General features: G+C 69.3%; 18 protein-coding genes and 2 tRNA genes. 8 read left to right on the top strand and 12 right to left on the bottom strand.

Annotated elements, in window-relative coordinates; translation table 11 throughout:
- Positions 1–22 precede the first annotated feature (22 nt).
- On the top strand, positions 23–643 hold the full coding sequence (locus H531_RS0106205; RefSeq protein ID WP_022798493.1) for a TetR/AcrR family transcriptional regulator: 621 nt from the start codon (positions 23–25) through the stop codon (positions 641–643).
- On the opposite strand, the gene uvrA is transcribed toward H531_RS0106205, so the two are convergent.
- On the bottom strand, positions 640–3,498 hold the full coding sequence (gene uvrA, locus H531_RS0106200) for an excinuclease ABC subunit UvrA (protein WP_022798492.1): 2,859 nt from the start codon (positions 3,496–3,498) through the stop codon (positions 640–642). The genes H531_RS0106205 and uvrA overlap by 4 nt on opposite strands.
- A gap of 66 nt (positions 3,499–3,564) precedes the next feature.
- Between uvrA and H531_RS0106195 the strand changes: the two genes are divergently transcribed.
- Positions 3,565–4,596, top strand: a complete 1,032-nt coding sequence (locus H531_RS0106195; protein WP_022798491.1) for an SIS domain-containing protein — start codon at positions 3,565–3,567, stop codon at positions 4,594–4,596.
- 4 nt (positions 4,597–4,600) lie between these two features.
- On the opposite strand, the gene H531_RS0106190 is transcribed toward H531_RS0106195, so the two are convergent.
- Both H531_RS0106190 and H531_RS0106185 read right to left on the bottom strand, forming a co-directional pair.
- Positions 4,601–4,930 (bottom strand): tRNA-binding protein, encoded by a 330-nt coding sequence (locus H531_RS0106190; protein WP_022798490.1) that lies wholly within the window; start codon positions 4,928–4,930, stop codon positions 4,601–4,603.
- Between the two features lie 45 nt (positions 4,931–4,975).
- A tRNA-Ile gene (locus tag H531_RS0106185) sits at positions 4,976–5,052 on the bottom strand.
- Positions 5,053–5,131: 79 nt separating this feature from the next.
- Between H531_RS0106185 and H531_RS0106180 the strand changes: the two genes are divergently transcribed.
- Together H531_RS0106180 and H531_RS0106175 are read left to right on the top strand one after the other, a co-directional pair.
- Positions 5,132–5,323 carry a YgaP family membrane protein gene (locus H531_RS0106180; protein ID WP_022798489.1) on the top strand — a complete coding sequence of 64 codons (192 nt, stop codon included), beginning with the start codon at positions 5,132–5,134 and terminating at the stop codon, positions 5,321–5,323.
- Positions 5,320–5,844 carry a DUF402 domain-containing protein gene (locus H531_RS0106175; RefSeq protein ID WP_022798488.1) on the top strand — a complete coding sequence of 175 codons (525 nt, stop codon included), beginning with the start codon at positions 5,320–5,322 and terminating at the stop codon, positions 5,842–5,844. The genes H531_RS0106180 and H531_RS0106175 overlap by 4 nt, the downstream gene beginning before the upstream one ends.
- A gap of 56 nt (positions 5,845–5,900) precedes the next feature.
- Here H531_RS0106175 and H531_RS0106170 read toward each other — a convergent pair whose 3' ends face one another.
- From H531_RS0106170 to lnt, 6 genes are all read right to left on the bottom strand, one after another.
- Complete coding sequence (locus tag H531_RS0106170; protein ID WP_022798487.1) at positions 5,901–6,920, bottom strand: hypothetical protein; 1,020 nt, start codon at positions 6,918–6,920, stop codon at positions 5,901–5,903.
- Between the two features lie 3 nt (positions 6,921–6,923).
- Positions 6,924–7,472 carry a LabA-like NYN domain-containing protein gene (locus H531_RS0106165; RefSeq protein WP_022798486.1) on the bottom strand — a complete coding sequence of 183 codons (549 nt, stop codon included), beginning with the start codon at positions 7,470–7,472 and terminating at the stop codon, positions 6,924–6,926.
- Between the two features lie 127 nt (positions 7,473–7,599).
- Positions 7,600–8,607, bottom strand: a complete 1,008-nt coding sequence (locus H531_RS0106160) for an NAD(P)/FAD-dependent oxidoreductase (protein WP_022798485.1) — start codon at positions 8,605–8,607, stop codon at positions 7,600–7,602.
- 77 nt (positions 8,608–8,684) lie between these two features.
- Positions 8,685–9,716 (bottom strand): zinc-binding dehydrogenase, encoded by a 1,032-nt coding sequence (locus H531_RS0106155; protein ID WP_022798484.1) that lies wholly within the window; start codon positions 9,714–9,716, stop codon positions 8,685–8,687.
- A gap of 80 nt (positions 9,717–9,796) precedes the next feature.
- A tRNA-Leu gene (locus H531_RS0106150) sits at positions 9,797–9,884 on the bottom strand.
- Positions 9,863–11,194: an apolipoprotein N-acyltransferase gene (gene lnt / locus H531_RS13875; RefSeq protein ID WP_028490689.1), complete on the bottom strand. Its 1,332-nt coding sequence runs from the start codon at positions 11,192–11,194 to the stop codon at positions 9,863–9,865. The genes H531_RS0106150 and lnt overlap by 22 nt, the downstream gene beginning before the upstream one ends.
- A 116-nt stretch (positions 11,195–11,310) precedes the next feature.
- On the opposite strand from lnt, the gene H531_RS0106140 reads away from it, so the two are divergent.
- Positions 11,311–12,015 (top strand): metallophosphoesterase family protein, encoded by a 705-nt coding sequence (locus tag H531_RS0106140; protein WP_022798483.1) that lies wholly within the window; start codon positions 11,311–11,313, stop codon positions 12,013–12,015.
- On the opposite strand, the gene queG is transcribed toward H531_RS0106140, so the two are convergent.
- From queG to H531_RS0106125, 3 genes are read right to left on the bottom strand one after another with little or no spacing between them, the layout of a single operon-like run.
- Positions 11,944–13,062, bottom strand: a complete 1,119-nt coding sequence (gene queG / locus H531_RS0106135; RefSeq protein WP_028490688.1) for a tRNA epoxyqueuosine(34) reductase QueG — start codon at positions 13,060–13,062, stop codon at positions 11,944–11,946. The two genes, H531_RS0106140 and queG, sit on opposite strands and share 72 nt — an antisense overlap.
- Positions 13,056–13,448, bottom strand: a complete 393-nt coding sequence (locus H531_RS0106130) for a type II toxin-antitoxin system VapC family toxin (protein ID WP_022798481.1) — start codon at positions 13,446–13,448, stop codon at positions 13,056–13,058. The genes queG and H531_RS0106130 overlap by 7 nt, the downstream gene beginning before the upstream one ends.
- Complete coding sequence (locus H531_RS0106125) at positions 13,427–13,657, bottom strand: type II toxin-antitoxin system Phd/YefM family antitoxin (protein ID WP_022798480.1); 231 nt, start codon at positions 13,655–13,657, stop codon at positions 13,427–13,429. Before H531_RS0106125 ends, H531_RS0106130 begins: the two co-directional genes overlap by 22 nt.
- Positions 13,658–13,708: 51 nt before the next feature.
- Between H531_RS0106125 and H531_RS0106120 the strand changes: the two genes are divergently transcribed.
- The 3 genes from H531_RS0106120 to thrC all read left to right on the top strand — a co-directional run bounded on the left by H531_RS0106120 (position 13,709) and on the right by thrC (position 16,224).
- Positions 13,709–14,707 carry a homoserine dehydrogenase gene (locus tag H531_RS0106120; protein WP_022798479.1) on the top strand — a complete coding sequence of 333 codons (999 nt, stop codon included), beginning with the start codon at positions 13,709–13,711 and terminating at the stop codon, positions 14,705–14,707.
- Positions 14,708–14,711: 4 nt separating this feature from the next.
- Positions 14,712–15,098, top strand: coding sequence for a Uma2 family endonuclease (locus H531_RS13450; RefSeq protein WP_245540667.1), 387 nt, complete (start codon positions 14,712–14,714; stop codon positions 15,096–15,098).
- A gap of 70 nt (positions 15,099–15,168) precedes the next feature.
- Complete coding sequence (gene thrC / locus H531_RS0106110; RefSeq protein ID WP_022798478.1) at positions 15,169–16,224, top strand: threonine synthase; 1,056 nt, start codon at positions 15,169–15,171, stop codon at positions 16,222–16,224.
- Positions 16,225–16,229 lie beyond the last annotated feature (5 nt).

Below are 16,229 nucleotides of genomic sequence, written 5' to 3'. Positions count from 1 at the left end.
GACTCTGTAGTACACTTAGCCCATGTCCGTGAGGGAGTACCAGAAGAAGCGCCGCCGGGACCGGATCTTCCAGGCGGCCATGGCCCTTTTCCGCGAGCGGGGCTTCCGGGAGACCACGGCCAGCGACATCGCCAAGGCGGCCCATGTGTCCCGGGGCACGTTTTTCAACTACTTCCCCTACAAGGAGGCCGTCTTGTTGGACTACGGAAGCCTGCTTCTTTCCCGCCTCAAGGAGGAGGTCAAGCGGCGGCTGGCCCAAGGGGCGGACCCCCTGGAGGTCCTGCACTACCTCTTCCAGGAGGTGGCCTCCTTCACCAAGGCGGAGAAGGAGCTGGTCCTTCCCCTCCTCTACGAGCTTTTGAACCCCGATCCCATCCGGGCCAAGGCGGCCTTTGAGGCCCTGCCCCTGGGCGACCTCATCGCCGAGGTCCTAAGGCCCCTGCGGGAGCGGGGGGTGGTGCGGAGGGATCTTTCCCTGGAGCGCATGGGGCGGACCCTGGCCGACCTCTACTTCCTCTCGGCCCTCCGCTGGGCCGCCTACACTCCGCACCGCGACCTGGGGGAGGAGCTGAAGAAGTCCCTGGCCTTGGCCCTCGAGGGGATCCTGGAACGGCAGGCCAAGCCCAGGAGGGCCAGGGCCTAGTCCGCGGCCACCTTGAGCCTTTGGGCGATCTCGGGGATCTTGGCCAGGAAGGCCCCGGTGGGGCTTCCCGTGAGGGCCACCTCCTCGGGCGTCCCCTCGGCCACGATCTCCCCGCCCCGGTCCCCTCCCTCGGGGCCCAGGTCAATGACCCAGTCCGCGGTCTTCACCACGTCCAGGTTGTGCTCAATGACCACCACCGTGTTCCCCGCGTCCACCAGCCGGTGGAGCACGGCGAGGAGCTTCGCCACGTCGTCAAAGTGAAGGCCGGTGGTGGGCTCGTCCAGGATGTAGAGGGTGCGGCCCGTGGACTTGCGGCCGAGCTCCGTGGCGAGCTTGATCCGCTGCGCCTCGCCCCCCGAGAGGGTGGGGGAGGGCTGGCCCAGGCGCATGTACCCGAGGCCCACGTCCACCATGAGCTGGAGCTTGCGGGCGATGGTGGGCACGTTCTGGAAAAAGTCCAGAGCCTCTTCGGCGGTCATGTCCAGGACGTCGGCGATGCTCTTCCCCCTGAGCTTCACCTCGAGGGTCTCCTTGTTGTAGCGCCTCCCCTTGCACACCTCGCAGGGCACGTAAAGGTCCGGCAGGAAGAGCATCTCAATCTTCACCGTGCCGTCCCCGCCACAGGCCTCGCACCGCCCCCCCTTCACGTTGAAGGAGAAGCGGCCCGGGCCGTAGCCCCGCTTCCTCGCCTCCGGGGTCTTGGCGAAGAGGTCGCGGATCTCGTCAAAGATGCCCGTGTAGGTGGCGGGGTTGGAGCGGGGGGTGCGGCCGATGGGGGACTGGTCAATCTCAATGACCTTGTCCAGGTGCTCCACCCCCTCTAAGGCCTCGTAGCTTCCCGGGGTGGTCTTGGCCCGCATGAGCCGCTGGGCCAAGGCGGCGTAGAGGACATCGTGGACGAGGGTGCTCTTGCCCGAGCCCGAGGGACCGGTGACCGCCACGAAGCGGCCCAAGGGGATGCGTAGGGTGACCCCCTTGAGGTTGTGCTCCCTGGCCCCCTTGAGCACGAGCCACTTGCCGTTTCCCTTGCGGCGCTCCTTGGGCACAGGGATCCGCTTCTCCCCCCTGAGGTAGGCCCCGGTGAGGCTCCGCGGGTTCTGGAGGATGGCCTCGAGGGGGCCCTCCGCCACCACCTCTCCCCCATGGATCCCCGCCCCCGGGCCCATGTCCACGATCCAGTCCGCGGCCCGCATGGTCTCCTCGTCGTGCTCCACCACGATGAGGGTGTTCCCCAGGGCCTGGAGGCGCTTCAGGGTAGCGATGAGGCGTTGGTTGTCCCGGGGGTGGAGGCCGATGCTGGGCTCGTCCAGCACGTAGAGCACCCCCGTGAGGCCCGAGCCCACCTGGGTGGCCAGGCGGATCCGCTGGGCCTCCCCGCCGGAGAGGGTGTTGGCCGCCCGGTCCAGGGTGAGGTAGTCCAGGCCCACGTCCACCAGAAACCCGAGCCGCTCCACAATTTCCCGCAGGATGGGCTCGGCGATCTTGGCCTGAAAGGGGGGAAGCTTCTTTTCCAGGGTGCGGAAGAACTCCAAAGCCTCCCGCACGGGCAGCGCAGAGACCTCGGCGATGTTTTGCCCCGCCACCTTCACCGAGAGGACCTCCCGCTTGTACCGGGTGCCCCCGCAAACCGGGCAGGGCTTTAGGGACATGAAGCCCTCCAGGACCTCCCTTACCCCCTCGGAGTCCGACTCCTGGTAGCGCTTCTCCAGCCAGGGGATGACCCCCTCGTAGTGCACCTCCACCCGGAAGGTTTCCTTGCCCCCGCGGCGGAAGACCACCTCAAAAGGCTCGGGGAGGCCGTAGAGCACCGCCCTTTGCACCGCCTCCGGCAGGTCCTTGAAGGGGGTCCTCAGGTCAAAGGCGAGGTGCTCGGCCAGGGCCCTAAGGCGCTCCCAGAGGTAGCTCCGCCCCGTGTCCCGCCCCCGGGCCCAGGGGAGGATGGCCCCCTCGGCCAAGGAGAGCTCGGGGTTCACGATGAGGGCTGGGTCAAACTCCTGCTTGTACCCGAGGCCCGAGCAGGCGGGGCAGGCCCCGTAGGGAGCGTTGAAGGAGAAGATGCGGGGCTCCAGCTCCTCCAGGACCGAGCCGTGCTCGGGGCAGGCGAACTTCTCGGAGAACAGCTCCTCCTCCCCCGTGTCGGGGTAGAGCACCCGGAGAAGCCCCTCTCCCCGGAGGAGGGCCAGCTCCACCGCCTCGGCGATCCGGGGCCGCTCCTCCTCCCTAAGGGCCACCCGGTCAATGACCAGGTCAATGTCGTGCTTCTCGTACTTCTCCAGGTTGAGGCCCTGGGCCTCCTCCAGGAGGTAGATGACCCCGTCCACCCGCACCCTGGCGTACCCTTCCTTCAGAAGCTGCTGGAAGAGCTTCCGGTACTCCCCCTTCCTCCCCCGCACCAGGGGGGCCATGAGGACGGCCCGGGTCCCCGGGGGGCGCATGAGGAGGCGGTCGGTGATCTCGCTGGCGGACTGCTTCTCTATGGGGCGGCCGCACTCGGGGCAGTAGGCCTGCCCCACGCGGGCGAAGAGGAGGCGGAGGTAGTCGTGGATCTCCGTCACCGTGCCCACGGTGGAGCGGGGGTTGTGGCTCGTGGTCTTCTGGTCTATGGAGATGGCGGGGGAGAGCCCCTCAATGCTCTCTACCTCAGGCTTGTCCATCACTCCGAGGAACTGCCGAGCGTAGCTGGAGAGGCTTTCCACGTACCGCCGCTGCCCCTCGGCGTACAGGGTGTCAAAGGCCAGGGTGCTCTTGCCCGAGCCCGAGACCCCGGTGATGACGATGAACTTGCCCCGGGGGAGCTCGAGGCTGATGTTCTTGAGGTTATGCTCCCGCGCGCCCCGGATGACGATGCGGTCCATCCGTGGAAGTATACCACCCCTCCGGGGGAAGGAGTAGGGCCGGGGCTTGGGCCTTAAGATGGGCTTATGGCCTCCTGGATGCGCCGGGAAGCGGAGGAAGCCCCTGGGGTCGTGGAGCGCCTCCTCCGGGAGAACGAGGGGGAGGTGAGGGGCCTGGCCGCCTTCCTCAAGCGACGCCCACCGGCCCTGGTCCTCACCGTGGCCCGGGGAAGCTCGGACCACGCGGCCCTCTACGCCAAGTACCTCCTCGAGGCCCGCCGCCGCTGGCCCGTCCTTTCCCTTGCCCCCTCGGTCCTCACCCTTTACCGGGCCCGCCTGCTCCTGCCCTACCCCGCCCTCCTCCTGGCCTACAGCCAAAGCGGGGAGAGCCCCGATGTGGTGGAGACGGTGCGGGCTTACCGGGAGGCGGGGGTTCTCACCCTGGCCCTGGTGAACCGGGAGGAAAGCCCCCTGGCCCAGGCGGCGGAGGTGGTGCTCCCCCTCTACGCAGGGGAGGAGAAGGCGGTGGCGGCCACCAAAAGCGTGCTGGCCATGATGGCGGCCACCGCCCAGCTCCTTGCCCACCTCGAGGAGGGCCTGGCCCTGAGGGAGGCCCTCCTTGCCCTGCCCGAGGCCCTGGCCCAGGCCCTGGCCGCCGAGGGGGGGTGGGACTACCTGGTGGGGGTGGAGCACCTCTTTGTGCTGGGGCGGGGCCTAGTCTACCCCGCGGCGCTCGAGGCCGCCCTCAAGCTCAAGGAGACGGCCGGCCTCCACGCCGAAGGGCTTTCCTTGGCCGAGTTCCTCCACGGCCCCCAGGCCCTTCTGGAAGAGGGCTTCCCCGTCTTGGCCTTGGTCCAAAAGGATGAGGCTCTGGAGGCCTCCTTGAGGGTGCTGGAGGGCCTAAAGGCCAAGGGGGCTCACCTCCTTGTCCTCTCTCCCGAACCCGATGCCTTAGCCCTGGCCCACGATCCTTTGCGGCTGCCGGTAGCCTCCGCTCCGGAGCTTACGCCCCTGCTCTTGCTCCAGGCCTTCTACCCCATGGCCGAGGCCTTAGCCCGGGCCCGGGGTCTGGACCCGGACCGGCCCCGGCACCTTGCCAAGGTGACCCGCACCCGCTAGGGCCTCAAAAAACCCTTCCCCCTAGGGGCACCTCCCGCTCGGGGGCGAGGAGGACCACCCGCCCTTCGGCGTCCGGCACCCCCAGGACCAGGACCTCCGAAGGGAAGCCGGCCACCACCCGGGTGCCGAGGTTCACCGCCGCCACCACCAGGCGGCCCACCAGGTCCTCGGGGCGGTAGAGGTGCGTGATCTGGGCCGAGCTTGTCTTCACCCCTAAGGGCCCGAAGTCTACCCAGAGCTTGTAGCTCGGCTTTTTGGCCTTCTCGTTGGGCTCGGCCCGGATCACCCGGCCCACCCTCAGGTCCAAAAATCCGAAGGCTTCCAAAGGCTCCATGCCCTGAGTATGCGGAAAGGGAAAGCCCCCGGCAAGGGGGCGAGATGGTGGGCCGTGCAGGACTTGAACCTGCAACCAACCGGTTATGAGCCGGCCGCTCTGACCGATTGAGCTAACGGCCCGCGCCGGAAAGCCATTGTAGCACAAGGCAGGGCGACGGCCCACGCTTTCGGGTGTACACTTGTTGTGGAGGTGAGACCCATGACGGTAAACGAGAGCACCGCCGACCGGGTGATCCGCTTTGTGCTGGCCCTGGTTCTCTTCTACTTTGCCTTCCAGTCCGCCTCGCCCTGGAACTGGATTCTGGGCGTGGTGGCCGTTGTCCTCCTCTTCACCGCCCTCACCGGCTTCTGCGCCCTTTACCGGCTCCTTGGGATTAGCACCAAGCGGTGAGCTTCCCCGTGGCCCCCGGGGAGCGGGTGCGGGTGGAGTTTTACAAGTTCCCCGGGAATGGGCTCCACTACTGGTGGGAGGCGAGGGTGGTGGAGGTGCGGGAGGAGGGGGTCCTCACCCTGCTGCCCCAGGGAGGGGTGTTCCACCACGCGGCCAAGGGGAAGGCGGTGGTCCTGGACCACGACGCCTACGTGGCCTTCTTCCCCGGGGCCTGGTACTCGGGGGGGCCCGACGTCCGGGCAGGAAGGGTGCTGGAATACTACTGGAACGTCCAGACCCCGGCGGAGTGGACGGGGGAGGCCTTCCGCCAGTACGACCTGGAGCTGGACGTGCGGTGCCGGGCCGACCACACCTGTGAGGTCTTTGACCGGGAGGAGTTTTTGGCGAAGCGCCCCCTCTACCCCCCGGAGTGGGTGGCCCGGGCGGAGGAGGCGGTGGAGGCCATCTTCCGCCACATGCGTGAAGGGCGATGGCCCGTGCTCCCCCCGGGGGAGCCCCTTCCCTGGATGGAGCGCATCTAAGCCGGGAGCGGACCCGGGCCTGGTAAAGGGGTCTTCCGGGGCGCGGAAGCGGCTCCTCAGGGAACGTACTGGGGGGGCGAATCCGGGCGGGTGGGGCTTGCCCCGGGTCCCCAGGCCCGCAAGGGGAGGAGCCGCTTGCCCTCCAGGCGCCACCGCCTTTCCAGGGCCACCTGGTAGAAGAGGCCCTTGAAGAAGCCGTGGAAGCTGTCCTCCCAGGTCTCCAGGTTCTGGGCCCGGAGGGGGTAGTTGTGCCAGGCGGGTCCCAGGTAGTAGAGCCAGGGGTCCTCGAGGGGGCGGGTGTCCTCGGGAGAAAGGCCGAGGAGGGCGTTGAAGTAGCCCCGCAGGCGGCTTGCGGTGAAGAGGAGGTTGAGGTAGGGATCCAAGAGGGCCTCCCGCGCCTCGGCCTCCCTACGGGGAAAGGGCCTGGCCGGATCCCAGGCCCCGAAGCGGCTGAGGCGGGCCTCCTGCTTCAGGGCGTCCTCCCAGCTCATCTGGGCCAGGCCCAGGGTTTTGCTGAAGGGGGCCCGGCCCTCCCGGACCGAAAGCTCTTGGGCCAGGCCGTCCGCCACCTCCCGCACTCCCCGGGAGAGGCCCAGGGCCTTGTCCCCGCCGTACTGCTCATTGTCCACGATGGCCGCCAGCACCCCAAAGGGCAGGCGGAGGGCGTAGGCGGCGGCGCGGATCTCTAGGGCGTGGGGCAAGACGTGGTGGGGGGCGGCGGGCAGGTGGGACAGGTCTACCGGGGCCTGCCGGCAGGCCTCCCCGATGGCCTGGATCCAGAGGCCGGCGGCGAGAAGGGCCTCCTTGGCGCTATGGAAGGCGGAGCGCTTGCCCGCACGCTGGTTGTGGAGCTCGAGGCGCAGGAGGCGGTCGTAGGCCCGGGCCGCCTCCTCCCCGAGGAGGAGCTGGAGGCTGGCTTTCTGGGCCAGGTGCTGGGCCACCAGGGCCTCCTGCTCCGCCTTAGGGTAGGGGAGAAGTTCCCTGAGGCTCGGGGAGGCGGGTGAGGAGGGGGGAAGGGGTAGGGCCAGGAAGAGGAGGACCGGGAGGAGAAGGGCGGGCCAAGGCCCCCGGGGCATGGGTCAGGTTCCCGGGGTCTCCGCCTGGGAGGGGGGCACCTCCACCGTGGCCTCCACCGGGTAGCCCGCGTAGGTGCGCCGGCCCCCTAAGGTTCTTTCCAGCACCTCCCGCCACTCGGGGAGGTGGAGGAACCGGTCCGCCTGGTTGCGGAGCTCGAGGTCCGCAAGCTCGTGCACGCCCAGGAGGTAGATCTCCTTGCCCATGGCCCGAAGGGCCTGGAAGGTGTGCACCAGGTCCCCGGAGCCCGAGGCCACGATGGCCCGCTCCCAGCGGGGCGCGGTGGTCAGGAGGTCCGTGGCCATCATAGCCTCAAAGCGGACCTCTCCCCGCACCAAGCGGCTCCGGACCGTGTAGCCCATAAAGACCAGGGCGTCTATGAAGCGCTGCTGGCGCTCGTCCTCGGGGTCGGTGATGGGCACATAGTAAAAGGCGTTGTAGAGTTGCTCGGGGGTGGCGAACTGGGTGAGGACCCGCCGGTGGTCCACGTTCCAACCCAGGCGCTTCGCCGCTTGGTACATGTAGGAACCGTCAATGAACAGGGCAACCCGCATGGCGCCCTCATCTTATACCACCCCGTGCGGGCCCAAGCCCGCATGGGGGTCCCGGTAGGAAGTCCCTGCGAGGTTTTTGGAACCTAGGAGCGCAGGAACTAGATATAAGGAGGCCCTTTTGGGGTACTTAGGCCGGGGCCTTTTCCTCTGCCTTTTCCGAGGAGTGGCCGGGATTCACCTTGAGGGCGGGGTTGGCGTAAGCGGCGGCGTGGTTGGCGGCGATGGCCGCCTCGCCGAAGCCCAGGGCGATGAGGGGAAGCTTCCCCGGGTAGGTGACGATGTCCCCGCAGGCGAAGACCCCCGGGAGGCTGGTGGCCATGGTGGTGTCCACCTTGATCTTGTTCTTCTCCAGGGCGAGGCCCCAGTGGGCCAGGGGGCCCAGCTTGGTGAGGTAGCCTGCCAGGATGAGCACCGCGTCCACCTCCAGCGCCTCTTCCTCCTGGGTCTGGTTGTGGAAGATCACCGCCTGCCTTACCCAGGTGTCCCCCTCGAGGCGGCGCACCTCGTAGGGGGTGAGCACCCGGAGCCGGCCTGCCTCGTGGGCCCGCATGAGCTCCTGAACGCTGGCCTCGTGGGCCCGGAACTGGGGGCGGCGGTGGATCAGGGTGATGGACCCCGCGGTGTCCAGGAGGTTCAAGGCCCAGTCCACGGCGCTGTCCCCCCCGCCCACGATGAGCACCCGCTTTCCCTGGAACTCGGCCTTGGCCCGCACCGCATAGTAAACCCCCCGGCCCTCCAGCTCCTTCTCCCCTGGGGCCCCGAGGCGCCTGGGCTCAAAGGCCCCCACCCCGGCGGCGATGATCACTGCCTTGGCGGTGTAGGTGTGGCCTAGGGAGGTGGCCACCCGGAAGAGGCCCTCCTCCCGGGTCAGGGTCTCCGCCCGCTCCCCCAGGCTGTAGATGGGGTGGAAGGGGGCCACCTGCTCCACCAGGCCTCGCACCAGGTCCCGGGCGTAGATCTTGGGAAACCCCGCCACATCGTAGATGTACTTTTCCGGGTAGAGGGCGGTGAGCTGCCCCCCGGGCTCGGGCAGGGGGTCCAGGAAGCGGAAGGAGAGCCCCCGCATGCCCACGTAAAACCCTGCGAAAAGCCCCGCCGGCCCCGCGCCGATGACGATCACGTCCGTGTGCTCCATGCCCCCTCCTCTCCTTGGCATTTTATTGCCCTTTCCTGCACATGCATACCCTTAGAGGCTCCGAGGCTCAGGGGGGACTAGGCCACCTCGAGGACCACCTTCCCGAAGACCCGCCTTTCCTCCAGGAGGCGGTGCCCCTCCGCGGCCGCCTCGAGGGGGAGCACCTGGCCCACCACGGGCCTGAGCCTTCCCGCCTCCACCAGCCTCAGGATGGGGAAAAGGCGGCTTTTTGAGGCCATGGTGGAGCCCAGGATGGAGAGCTGGCGGTAGAAGACGTGGGCGAAGGGAAGGGTGCCCTCGTACCCCGAGGAGGCCCCGGCGATGGCGATCCGGCCCCCGTTGGCCGTGGCCTTGATCACCCCTTCAAAGTAAAGGGCCCCGGTGTGGTCCACCACCTTGTCCGCCCCCTTGCCCCCCGTGAGGCGGCGCACCTCCTTGTGCCAGTCGGGGTGGGTGTAGTTCACCCCCTCGTCGGCCCCGAGCTCCAGGGCCTTCCTGAGCTTCTCCTCCGAGCCGGCGGTGGCGATGACCCGCCCTCCGAAGAGCTTGGCGATCTGGATGGCGGCCACGCTCACCCCACTGCCCGCGGCCATCACCAGCACGTCGTCCCCGGGGCGCACCTCGAGCTTGTCCACCACCATCTGCCAGGCCGTGAGGAAGGCGAGGGGGAGGGCGGCGGCCTCGGCGAAGGAGAGGCCCTTGGGCTTGGGGGCCAGGTTGGCCTCGGGAACTACGAGGTACTGGGCGTAGGCCCCTGGGCGGTGCTCCCCTAGGATCTCGTAGTGGGGGCAGAGGTTGTCCTCTCCCGAAAGGCAGCGCTCGCAGAGCCCGCAGGAGATCCCCGGGTTCACCACCACCTCGTCCCCCGGGCGGAAGGCCTTCACCCCGGGCCCCACCGCCTCCACCACCCCGCTGGCGTCCGAGCCCAGGATGTGGGGAAGGGGGATTCTGGGGCTCGCCACCCCCTTGCGCACCCAGACGTCCAGGTGGTTGAGCGCTGCTGCCCTCACCCGGAGGCGCACCTCCTTGGGCCCGGGCTCCGGCGCGGGCACCTCCGCCAACCTAAGGACCTCCGGACCGCCTCGAGCCTCCATCACCACGGCCTTCATACCGCCTCCTTATGCCAGGGATTTTCCCACGCCTCCCCCGCCCGGTCAAGGGAAGGCAAAGGGCCCCCTTGGGGGCCCCTTGGTGCCGGGGGCGGGACTCGAACCCGCACGCCCCAGAAGGGCAGCAGATTTTGAGTCTGCCGCGTCTACCGGTTCCGCCACCCCGGCGCGCGCAAGCCCAGGATACGCCCCAGGAGGAGGAGCGTCAAGGCGAGGCCCACCGCCCAGTCCCCGTAGCGCACGTAGGGCGTTTTCCCCTCCCTTAGGGCGAAGGGGGCGAGGAGGAGGCCCTCCTGGTGGGGGGGGATGGCCGCCACCACCCGGCCCCAGGGGTCTATGGCCGCGGTGATGCCGTCGTTCCCGGCCCTGAGGAGCCAGCGCCCCGTTTCCACTGCCCTCAGGCGTCCCAGGGCAAAGTGCTGCCGGCCCCCGTAGGAGGGACCGAACCAGGCGTCGTTGGTGAGGAGGACGAGGACCCTGGCCCCCTCCCGCGCCAGGGCCCGGGCCACCGCGGGGAAGGCGGACTCGTAGCAGATGAGGACGCCGTAGGGACCGAGGGGGGCCACCTTCTCCCCGGGGACGCGGTCGGCCAGCTCGCCGAGCCCCATGGCCCGGAAGAAGAAGGCGTAGACCCCGCCCAAGGCCTCCCGGAAGGGGAAGCGCTCCCCAAAGGGGACGAGGCGGGTCTTATCGTAGTGGGCCAGAACCCGCCCCTCCCGGTAGAGGACCGCCCGGTTGGGGCCAAAGAGGTTGAGCCCGGTGAGGAGGGGGCGTGGACCCAGGAGGCGGTCTACGCCGCTAGGGATGGCCCAGACCGCGGTCTCGGGCCAGACCACGAGGTCCGCCTCCGGGTAGGCCCTAAGCCCCGCTTCTGTGAGGCGCAGGTAGACGGCTTCGTCCAGCTCACCCTGGAACTTCCTCAGGGGATTGATGTTGCCCTGGACCAGGAGGGCTTTGGCCTCGGGCTTTGCGGGCGGGAGAGGGAGGAGCCAGAGCAGGGCCCAGGGGAGGAGGACCCAAAGCCGCCTTGCCCGAAGCCCCCAAGCGAAGAGGAGGACCAGGAGGGAGAGGAGGTAGACCCCGCCCCAGGCGGCCAGCACCCTCCCCGGGGCTTCCACCAGAGCGGAGCCCAAAGGCCCCCAGGGGAAGGCGAGCTCCCCCTGCTCGGAGAGCCACTCCACGAGGACCCAGCCCCCGATGCGCATGGGGACGTTGGGGGTGAGGGCGAAGAGGAGGCCCCAGGAGAGGGCCTTCGCCAGGACGAGGGGTAGGAAGGGCACCGCCCCCCAGGGCCCGAAGTTCTCGGCGAAGCTCTGGGGAAGCCAGAAAAGGTGGAGGCCCCAAAAACCCACCCCCGCCCAGAACCCCTCCCGGAACCCTCCCTTTAGGAGGGGGACCAGGAGGAGGGGGGCGAGGAAGCCTAAGGGGAAGGGGGGCAGGGCGAGGGCCAGGAGGAGGCCTTTGAGGAAGGCCCGCACCCCTACACCATAATGAACCTCGCGGGGACTTTCCACCGGGGCCCGCCTGGGTTGGTATAGGGGCTTCCCGGCCACTTTTCACGGGGCTTTTACCGGAGGGGTGGCAGAATGGGGCCATGCGCCTGGGGGTGCTCTCGGACATCCACGCCAACCTCCCCGCCCTCGAGGCCGCCCTGGAGGCCTTGAGGCGGGAGGGGGTGGACGAAGTCCTGCTCCTTGGGGATCTGGTGGGCTACGGCCCCCACCCCCGGGAGGTGATCCACCGGGTTTGGAAGGAGGGCCTCCCCGCCATCGCCGGGGCCTGGGACCTGCGGGTGGCCTACCCCCTTCCCGGCGCCCTGCCCGAGGGGGTGGGGCGGGCCACCCTGGAGTGGACCCGGGCCCAGCTTTCCGAAAGGGAGCTCGCCTACCTGCGCTCCCTGCGCCTTTCCCACCGCCTGGTTTTCGGGGAGCGTCGGCTTTTGGCCTTCCACGGAAGCCCGGGAAACCCCGAGGAACCCCTGGACCTTTTGGCCCCGGCCAGGGGCCTCTGGGAGCTTCTCTCCCGCTACCGGGCCCAGGTGCTCCTCCTGGGGGGACGCCACCTCCCCTTGGCCCGGCGGGTGGGGGCGGGGCTTTTGGCCGACCCGGGGAGCGCGGGGCTAAGCCTCTCCGGCGAGCCCGGGGCCGACGCCCTCCTCCTGGACACGGAAACCCTCGAGGCCCGTTTCCTTAAGGTCCCCTATGACCCTGGTCCTGTGATCAGGGACCTAGAGGCCTCCGGCCTCCCCCCCGTTCTGGCCCAGGTCTACCGCACCGGGCGCTTCCCCAAGCAGGGCTAGGGCCTCCCCCCGGATCCCGGGGTCCGGGTCTTCCCGAAAGGCCTCTATCCCCTTCCCTGCCCGTAGGAGGGCGTGAAGGGCGGTGCGCCGCACCAGGGGGCTGGGGTCGCGGGCCGCCTCTAGGAAGAGGGCCTCCCCGAGGCCCAGGTTGGAGAGGACAATAAGGGCGTTTCGGGCCAGGCGGGGCCTTCCTGCCCGGAGGAAGGCGGTGCCGGCGTACTTCCTCGCGAAGGCCCGGCCCGAGAGGCGGAAGAAGTCCAAAAGGTCCGGGTGGGCGAGCTCGGGCTCGGGCTGAAACCCCTTCCAGACCCGGCCGAACCGCTCCCAGGGGCAGGCCTCCCCGCAGAGGTCGCACCCATAGACCCAGGCCCCCACCCCGGGCCAGAGCGTGGGAGGGATCGGCCCCTTGTGCTCAATGGTCAGGTAACTCACGCAGAGGCGGGCGTCCAGGGTCCCATCCCCGAGGAGGGCCCCCGTGGGGCAGGCGGGAAGGCAGCGGGCGCAGCGGCCGCAGCGGTGTGGGTGGAGGGGGGGAGCTTCCACCTCCAGGGGGGTGAGGAGGACGCCTAGAAAAGCGTGGACCCCGAAGGCTTGGGAGAGGAAGTAGCCGCTTCTCCCGATCCAGCCCGCCCCTGAGAGGGCGGCGAGGGTCCTTTCGGGGAGGGGCCCGTGGTCCACGTAGCCCTTGGCCTCTAGGCCCAGGCCCCTCGCCACCCCTTCCAGCTCCCGGAGGACCTCGCCTAGGAGGAGGTGGTAGTCCCGCACCCAGGCGTATCGGGCCACCCGGCCCACCCGGAGGCCCCCCTGGGGAAGCCCAGGGTCGGGGTAGGCGTAGGGGGCGAAGAGGAGGAGGGCGCTCCTTGCCCAGGGAAAGCGCCCCCTTGGGTGGAAGCGCTCCGGGGATTCCAGGTAGGCCATACCCCCGTGGCGGCCTGCCTCTAGCCAGGCCCGATGGCGCGCCTCCGCCTCCTCGGGCAGGTCTAGAGGGGCCCAGGCAAAAAGCAGCCCCAGCTCCCGCGCCCGTTCCTCCAGGAGGTCCTTCACCACAGGGTCTCCACGCCGAAGGTGGGGAAGGCGCGGTCGGTGGTGAGGAGGACGAGGCCTTCCACCAGGCTCTGGGCAGCCAGGAGGCGGTCAAAGGGGTCCCGGTGCTCCCCGGGAAGTCTTTCCGCCAGGAGGGCGTGGGCGAGCCTTATGGGAAGCTCCTCGGCCCCCAGGCGGGAGAGGTGGCCTTCCAGGCCCTCTAAGACCGCCTCGGCGCCGGAAAGCTTGCCTAAGCGGTGCTTGGTGGCCATCTCCCAGGCGCTGGCCGAGGAGACCAGAAGGGGGGTGTCGGGGTCCTGCAAAAGCCCCCGGACCCTGGGGCTCAGCCGCTTGGGTTCCGTGAGGGCCCAGATGAGGACGTGGGTGTCTAGGAGGTAGCGCCTTCCCACAGGGCGAGCCCCTCCTCGGGAAGCGGTTCAAAGAAGCTCTCGGGGAGCCTCCCCGGAACGAACCCCAGGGGGCGCTTCCCCTTGCGGTAGGGGACGAGGCGGGCCACGGGGGTTTTGCCCCTAAGGATCACCACCTCCTCCCCCTCTTCCACGGCCTTCAAGAGGCGGGAGAGGTGGGTCTTGGCTTGGTGCACGGTGAAGGTCTTCACGGACTTAGCTTAGTCAGCTTAGCTAAGAGGCGCAAGGGGTATAATCCCCCCATGGAGGCCTTAAAGATCGCCCTTCTGGGCGGCGGCACCGTGGGAAGCGCCTTCTACCGCCTCGTCCTGGAGAGGGAGGAGGAACTTGCCGCCTTTGGGGTCATTCCCCGGTTTATGGGCGTTTTGGTGCGGGACCCGAAGAAGCCCCGGGCCATTCCCGAGGAACTCCTTCGCGCCGAGCCCTTTGACCTCCTCGAGGCCGACCTGGTGGTGGAGGCCATGGGGGGGGTGGAGGCCCCCCTTCGCCTCGTCCTCCCGGCCCTCGAGGCGGGCATCCCCCTCCTCACCGCCAACAAGGCCCTCCTGGCCGAGGCCTGGGACCGCCTCCGTCCCTTCGCGGAGGAGGGCCTGATCTACCACGAGGCCAGCGTCATGGCGGGCACCCCGGCCCTCTCCTTTTTGGAGACCTTAAGGGGAAGCGAGCCTTTGGAGCTCCATGGGATCCTGAACGGCACCACCCTCTACATCCTCCAGGAGATGGAAAAGGGAAAGGCCTACCTCGAGGCCCTTTCCGAGGCCCAGCGCCTGGGCTACGCCGAGGCCGACCCCAGCCTGGACGTGGAGGGGATAGACGCCGCCCACAAGCTCACCCTCCTGGCCCGCCTCCTCGTGGACCCCGGCTTTCCCTTTCCTGCGGTGGAGGTCCGGGGCATTACCCGCCTCACCCTCGAGGCCCTGAGGGAGGCGGAGGCCCGGGGGGAAAGGGTGCGCCTGGTGGCGAGCCTCTACGGCCAGGGGGGGAGGTGGCGGGCCCGGGTGGCCCCGGTCCGCCTCCCCCAGGACCACCCCCTGGCGAGGGCCCGGGGGAACGCCCTCTACGTGCGGGCGAGGCCCCTGGGCGAGGCTTTCGTGGCGGGGCCTGGGGCAGGAGGGGAGGCCACGGCAAGCGGGCTCTTCGCCGACCTCCTCCGCCTGCTGTCCGGGGCCCCGGGGCACCTGCCCGCACCTCGGGCGAGGCCCCCTTTGGCGGAGGGGAGCCCTTGGCCGGGGGTAGAGTGAGCCCGTGCCCCTTCTGGACCTCCTGCGCCCCGTGAGCGAGGAGGAACTGCGCGCCCTCTCCGAAAAGAACCCGGGCTGGCCGTTTGAGCGTCTGGCCGACGGGAGGCGAGAGCGGGCGGATCAGCGCCGCCGTCCTTGGACAGCTTTACCGCTGGAACGAGGCGTGGGGGCTGGGGGTGGTTTTTGGTTCAAGCTTCCCGATGGCTCGGTCCTCGCCCCGGACGCGGTCTTTAAGGTCCGTTCCCGAAGCCAAAGCCTGGAAGGGTTGCGGGGTAAGGCGGCGTGGTACCTGAAAAACGGGGTGCCTCTTTGGGTCCTCCTTGACCCCCACGCTCACCGGCTGGGGGTCTTCCGGCCGGGAGGCATTAGGGGCCGGAACGGGGGCCCTTAGACCCCGAGCTTGGAAACCCGGGGCCTTTTCCTCCCTTGACGGCGGGGCCTCGAGGCCGGAGCATGGGGCTATGCGGCTTCCCCTCATGGAGCGCTACCGGGACTTCCTCCCGGTCTCGGAGAAAACCCCGGTCGTGAGCCTCCTCGAGGGCTCCACCCCCCTCCTCCCCCTCAAGGGCCCCGAGGAGGCGAGGAGGCTTGGCGTCCGTCTCTACGCCAAGCTGGAGGGGCTGAACCCCACGGGGAGCTTCAAGGACCGGGGCATGACCTTGGCCGTTTCCAAGGCGGTGGAGGCCGGGGCCAGGGCCGTGGCCTGTGCCAGCACCGGGAACACCGCCGCTTCGGCGGCCGCCTACGCCGCTAGGGCGGGGATCCTCTCCGTGGTGGTCCTCCCGGCGGGGTACGTGGCCCTGGGCAAGGTGGCCCAGAGCCTGGTTCACGGGGCCAGGATCGTCCAGGTGGAGGGGAACTTTGACGACGCCCTCCGCCTCACCCGGGAGCTCACGGAGCGCTTTCCCGTGGCCTTGGTGAACTCGGTGAACCCCCACCGCCTGGAGGGCCAGAAAACCCTGGCCTTTGAGGTGGTGGAGGAGCTTGGCGACGCCCCCCATTACCACGCCCTCCCCGTGGGGAACGCCGGCAACATCACCGCCCACTGGATGGGCTACAAGGAGTTCTTCGCCCTGGGGAAGGCCAAGCGGCTTCCCAAAATGCTCGGCTTCCAGGCGGCGGGGGCGGCGCCTTTGGTCCTCGGGCACCCGGTGGAGCGCCCGGAGACCCTGGCCACCGCCATCCGCATCGGCAACCCGGCGAGCTGGCAGGGGGCCATCCGGGCCAAGGAGGAGTCGGGCGGGGCCATAGAGGCGGTGACGGACGAGGAGATCCTTTGGGCCTACCGCTACTTGGCCCGAGAGGAAGGGGTCTTCTGCGAGCCCGCCAGCGCCGCCGCCATGGCCGGGGTGTGGCGGCTCCTGAGGGAGGAGAGGCTTCCTCCGGAAAGCACCGTGGTCCTTACCCTCACGGGCCACGGCCTCAAGGACCCGGCCACCGCCGAGAAGGTGGCCGAGCTTCCCCCGCCCGTCCCCCCCCGCCTCGAGGCGGTGGCCCAGGCGGCGGGCCTCCTGTGATAAGC

This window comes from Thermus islandicus DSM 21543 (assembly GCF_000421625.1).
GTDB classification, from domain to species: Bacteria; Deinococcota; Deinococci; order Deinococcales; family Thermaceae; genus Thermus; species Thermus islandicus.
The sequence above is the reverse complement of the archived record's forward strand: the minus strand, read 5'-3'. Positions and strand labels throughout refer to the sequence as shown.

Coding starts and splice junctions, on each gene's coding strand:
- H531_RS0106205 (WP_022798493.1), top strand. CDS start 23: ATGTCCGTGAGGGAGTACCAGAAGAAGCGCCGCCGGGACCGGATCTTC.
- uvrA (WP_022798492.1), bottom strand. CDS start 3,498: ATGGACCGCATCGTCATCCGGGGCGCGCGGGAGCATAACCTCAAGAAC.
- H531_RS0106195 (WP_022798491.1), top strand. CDS start 3,565: ATGGCCTCCTGGATGCGCCGGGAAGCGGAGGAAGCCCCTGGGGTCGTG.
- H531_RS0106190 (WP_022798490.1), bottom strand. CDS start 4,930: ATGGAGCCTTTGGAAGCCTTCGGATTTTTGGACCTGAGGGTGGGCCGG.
- H531_RS0106180 (WP_022798489.1), top strand. CDS start 5,132: ATGACGGTAAACGAGAGCACCGCCGACCGGGTGATCCGCTTTGTGCTG.
- H531_RS0106170 (WP_022798487.1), bottom strand. CDS start 6,920: ATGCCCCGGGGGCCTTGGCCCGCCCTTCTCCTCCCGGTCCTCCTCTTC.
- H531_RS0106165 (WP_022798486.1), bottom strand. CDS start 7,472: ATGCGGGTTGCCCTGTTCATTGACGGTTCCTACATGTACCAAGCGGCG.
- H531_RS0106160 (WP_022798485.1), bottom strand. CDS start 8,607: ATGGAGCACACGGACGTGATCGTCATCGGCGCGGGGCCGGCGGGGCTT.
- H531_RS0106155 (WP_022798484.1), bottom strand. CDS start 9,716: ATGAAGGCCGTGGTGATGGAGGCTCGAGGCGGTCCGGAGGTCCTTAGG.
- H531_RS0106140 (WP_022798483.1), top strand. CDS start 11,311: ATGCGCCTGGGGGTGCTCTCGGACATCCACGCCAACCTCCCCGCCCTC.
- H531_RS0106120 (WP_022798479.1), top strand. CDS start 13,709: ATGGAGGCCTTAAAGATCGCCCTTCTGGGCGGCGGCACCGTGGGAAGC.
- thrC (WP_022798478.1), top strand. CDS start 15,169: ATGCGGCTTCCCCTCATGGAGCGCTACCGGGACTTCCTCCCGGTCTCG.